The 3,633-nt window shown below is 66.1% G+C and carries 4 protein-coding genes; 1 reads left to right on the forward strand and 3 read right to left on the reverse strand.

Annotated features, from left to right (window positions below):
- Nucleotides 1-124: 124 nt before the first annotated feature.
- On the reverse strand, nt 125-1,240 hold the full coding sequence (locus ACTHLF_RS10810) for a Gfo/Idh/MocA family protein (RefSeq protein WP_440327318.1): 1,116 nt from the start codon (nt 1,238-1,240) through the stop codon (nt 125-127).
- A 132-nt stretch (nt 1,241-1,372) separates the two neighbouring features.
- On the opposite strand from ACTHLF_RS10810, the gene ACTHLF_RS10815 reads away from it, so the two are divergent.
- Nucleotides 1,373-2,254, forward strand: a complete 882-nt coding sequence (locus ACTHLF_RS10815; RefSeq protein WP_440327320.1) for a phytanoyl-CoA dioxygenase family protein — start codon at nt 1,373-1,375, stop codon at nt 2,252-2,254.
- Nucleotides 2,255-2,349: 95 nt separating this feature from the next.
- On the opposite strand, the gene ACTHLF_RS10820 is transcribed toward ACTHLF_RS10815, so the two are convergent.
- Nucleotides 2,350-3,198: an alpha/beta hydrolase gene (locus ACTHLF_RS10820; protein WP_440327321.1), complete on the reverse strand. Its 849-nt coding sequence runs from the start codon at nt 3,196-3,198 to the stop codon at nt 2,350-2,352.
- Nucleotides 3,199-3,239: 41 nt separating this feature from the next.
- Nucleotides 3,240-3,633, reverse strand: a 394-nt coding sequence (locus ACTHLF_RS10825) for an alpha/beta hydrolase (protein ID WP_440327322.1), incomplete at its 5' end; no start/stop codon positions are given.

Consider the following 3,633-nt stretch of genomic DNA (forward strand, 5'->3'; position numbering starts at 1 on the left):
TTTTTGCCCCCCCCCCCCGGCGGCCGCCACCACACCCGCCTTGGGGGGGGGGGGGGGGGGGGGGGGGGGCGCGCCGCCCCCCCCCCCCCCCCCCCCCCCCCCCGCTCCCACAAGAAGCGAACACCTACAGGCTCACCCAGCGGCGCTCCTTCGCCGATACCAGCGCCGCCTCAACCAACCGGTCCACCGCATACCCATCGCGAAACGTCGGCCACACGGCTTCACCCGTCTCCACCGCACGAAGGAAATCCCGCATCTCGATGACGATCTGGTCGTTGTAGCCGGTGCCGTGCCCGAAGCCCATGTTGAAGGCGAGGTAGTCCGGGTGCGCTGGCCCCATCAGCAGCTTCTGGAAGCCGCGGCGGGCTGGCTCGCGTGATGCGTCGTACAGCCACAGCGCGTTCTGGTCTTCCTGGTCGAAGTGCAACGCCCCCTTCGTGCCGGTGATGCGGTACGTGTAGCCCATCTTCCGCCCGGCGGCCACGCGGCTGAAGCTGAGGCTGCCGCTGGCGCCGTTGGCAAAGCGCAGCAGCATCTGGCCCTGGTCGTCGTTCTCGACCGCCTCTGGCCCGTTCCTGCCAGGCCGCGTGCCGTGCACGATCTGCGTATCCGCTACCAGGCTGCTGATCGGCCCCACCAGACGCAGGCACGCGTTGAGGATGTGCGGTGCCACATCGGCCAGTGCTCCCGCCGCGGTCCCCGTGCTGACGCGCGTTCGCCATGAAGCGGGCAGGGTGGGGTCATGCAGGTAGTCCTCGACATGTTCCGCGGTGACCTGGATCACATCGCCGATCTCACCGGAGGCGATGATCTGCTTCGCCAGCTGGCTCGCTGGGGTACGGATGTAGTTGAACCCCACCATGTTGGCGAGTCCGGCATGCTCAACGGCCTCGACCATGCGCAGCGATTCAGCGGCGTCGCAACCGAGCGGCTTCTCGCAAAGCACCGGCTTCCCCGCGGCCACGCATGCCAGCACCATCTCCAGGTGCGTACGCGGTGGCGTGGCGATGATCACTGCGTCCACCGCCGGATCGTCCACGAGTGCGCGCCAATCGCCCGTCGAACGTCTCCAGCCCCAACGCGCGGCGTTCTCGGCGGCGCCCTCCGCCGTGGAGGTGGCGATCATCTCGCAGGAGGGCCGTAGCCCCGTCTCGAAGGTCGCCCCCACGGACTGCAAGGCAATGGAATGTGCCTTGCCCATATACCCCGCGCCGATCAATCCAACCCGAATCCCGGTCATCAAAGCAGCCTTCTCGTAGCAGCACCCCCATCCTGCCGATGTCGCACCGCAATTTGCAAGCGCTTGCAAAACGGCCTAACGTAGGTCCTGCCAACACAGCACTGCCGCCCCGCGCCGCCGGAGACCCCGCCCATGAACGCCGTCCGCCAGCCCGCCATCGCGCCAACCATCTTCACCGAGGCCAACCTCGATACAGACGCCATCGTGCGCGAACTACTGGAGGGGGTTGGCGCGGTCACACTGCGCGGCCTGTTCACGAAAGAAGAAATCGCCGAGGCGCGCGAGATCGTCATGCGCGAATCCAACGGCGACGACCGCGGTGCCAAGGTCACGCACTTCCAGGGCGATGCGGAGAAAGCGGGGCGGATCAACCTGCAGCGTCGCGTGTGGAACCTGCTCGCCAAGGGCGACATCTTTTCGCGCATGGCCGCGCACCCGGCGATCATGCAGGTGATGCGCGCTTTCCTGGGCAGCGAATTCATCATGGGTTCGATCGCAGCCAACCGCATCCTGCCGGGCGGGCCGGGCCAGGAGCCACACATCGACTACCCCTACTGGGATTTCCATTCGCCGGAGACGCACCCGGTGCGGATCAACTCGTCGTTCCCGTTGAATGGCCAGGTAACGATCATGCTGGATCCCTTCACCGAGGAAACTGGTGCCACGGCCTACGTGCCCGGCAGCCAGCGTGAGCTGCGCTATCCCGATGAAGACGATCGCTTCTTCGACCGCTGCGAACGCATGCTGGGTGAAGCGGGCGATACGGTCGTGTTCTTCGGCGCGGTGTGGCATTGCGCCATGCCCAACCGCAGCAGCATCGACCGCTCCGCGATCATCACCCAGTACCTGCCGAAGTTCATCAAGCCGATGGAGGACCTGCCGGCGGCGTTGCCCGAGGCGTTCGTGAAAGGCGCGAGCCCCGACATAAAGCAGCTGCTCGGCCTGAATTATCCCTACCCGGAAGTGCTGGACGCCGCGCGCGGGGGCAATGCTGAAGGGCGCAAGCGCTATTAGCGCTACGTTGTGGGAGCGCGCTTGCGCGCGATTGGGTGCTCGCGGCAAGACCCATCGCGTGCAAGCACGCTCCCACAGCACGCTCCCACAGCACCTTATTCCATGGGTTTTGCGTTGACGAAGTTAGAGATGTCTTCGAGCACGGGCGCCTTGTCTTTCGATGGACCCAGCGCAAACAGGATGCTCATGTGGGTGACGTCCGGGTAGAGCTTGAGCGTAACCTTCTCACCCTGCGCCTCGTAATGCCTGGCCAGCGATTCCGCATTGGCCGGCTTCACGGTGCTATCGGCTTCACCCTGCAACAGCAACGCGGGTGGCTCGTCGCCGTCCACGAAATTGACGGGCTGCGAGCGGGCCTGCGCTTCCGGCGTGCTGCCGAACATGTCGATGAACTTCGCCCGTTTCAGCGGCAGGAAATCATACGGACCGGCCAGGCCGATAAATCCGGCCAGGTCGCGCGGCTGCATGCCCACCGGTTTCAGCCAGCGGCTGTCGGTCGCGAGCAGCGAAGCGATATGCGCGCCGGCGGAGTGGCCCATGACGAACAGCCGGGACGGGTCGCCGCCATAGCGGGCCACGTTGGCCTTCGTCCAGCCGACGGCGTGTGCGGCATCGTCCATGAAGCCATCGAGCTTCGCCTTCGGCCAGGTCCGGTAATCCGGGATCACGACGACCATGCCGCGAGCGGCCAGCGATTCACCCACCCAGCGGTACCACCCGCGCTTGCCGCTGCTCCAGCTACCGCCGTAGAAGAACACGATGACAGGAGCGTTCGTCGCGCCCTTCGGTGTGTAGACATCGAGCGAAAGCGCGCCGTCGAAGGGTATGCCGTTGTGGACGACGGCATCGCCGGCAGGCTGGCGGGCATTGACGGCCCCGAACAGGACGGACTGGCAGCCGGCCAGGAGCAGGGCGGCGAGGGCGGCGAGCAGGAGTCGGGTCATGCCCAACGTTTACCTATCCGGCGTGAAGACGAATGCAGCGTTTAGTGCCCGGGATGGCGGCGAATGAAATCCAGCGTGTCGGCCAGCGCAGGCGCGCGGTGTTTCATCGGGCCGAAGGCCAAAAGCAGGCCCTCGTGGCCTACGCCCGGGTAGAGGCGCAGCTCGGCCGGCTCGCCGGCGTCTTCATAGCGGGCCGCTATGGATAGGGCTTCAGACGGATATACCTCGGTGTCCTTCTCACCCTGGAGGAGCAGGGCGGGCGGCTCGTCGCCACCCACGAAGTTCACCGGCTGGGACGCCGCTTGCTCTGCGGGGGTTGAGCCGAACATGCCAAGGTAATCCGCGTCGTCATCGATGGGGAGGAAGTCGTATGCGCCGGCCACGCCGATCCAGCCGGCGAGGTCGCGCGGCTTCATGCCGACCTTGCCTAGCCAC

This window comes from Luteibacter sp. (assembly GCF_051958795.1).
GTDB lineage: Bacteria > Pseudomonadota > Gammaproteobacteria > Xanthomonadales > Rhodanobacteraceae > Luteibacter.

Coding starts and splice junctions, on each gene's coding strand:
- ACTHLF_RS10815 (WP_440327320.1), top strand. CDS start 1,373: ATGAACGCCGTCCGCCAGCCCGCCATCGCGCCAACCATCTTCACCGAG.
- ACTHLF_RS10810 (WP_440327318.1), bottom strand. CDS start 1,240: ATGACCGGGATTCGGGTTGGATTGATCGGCGCGGGGTATATGGGCAAG.
- ACTHLF_RS10820 (WP_440327321.1), bottom strand. CDS start 3,198: ATGACCCGACTCCTGCTCGCCGCCCTCGCCGCCCTGCTCCTGGCCGGC.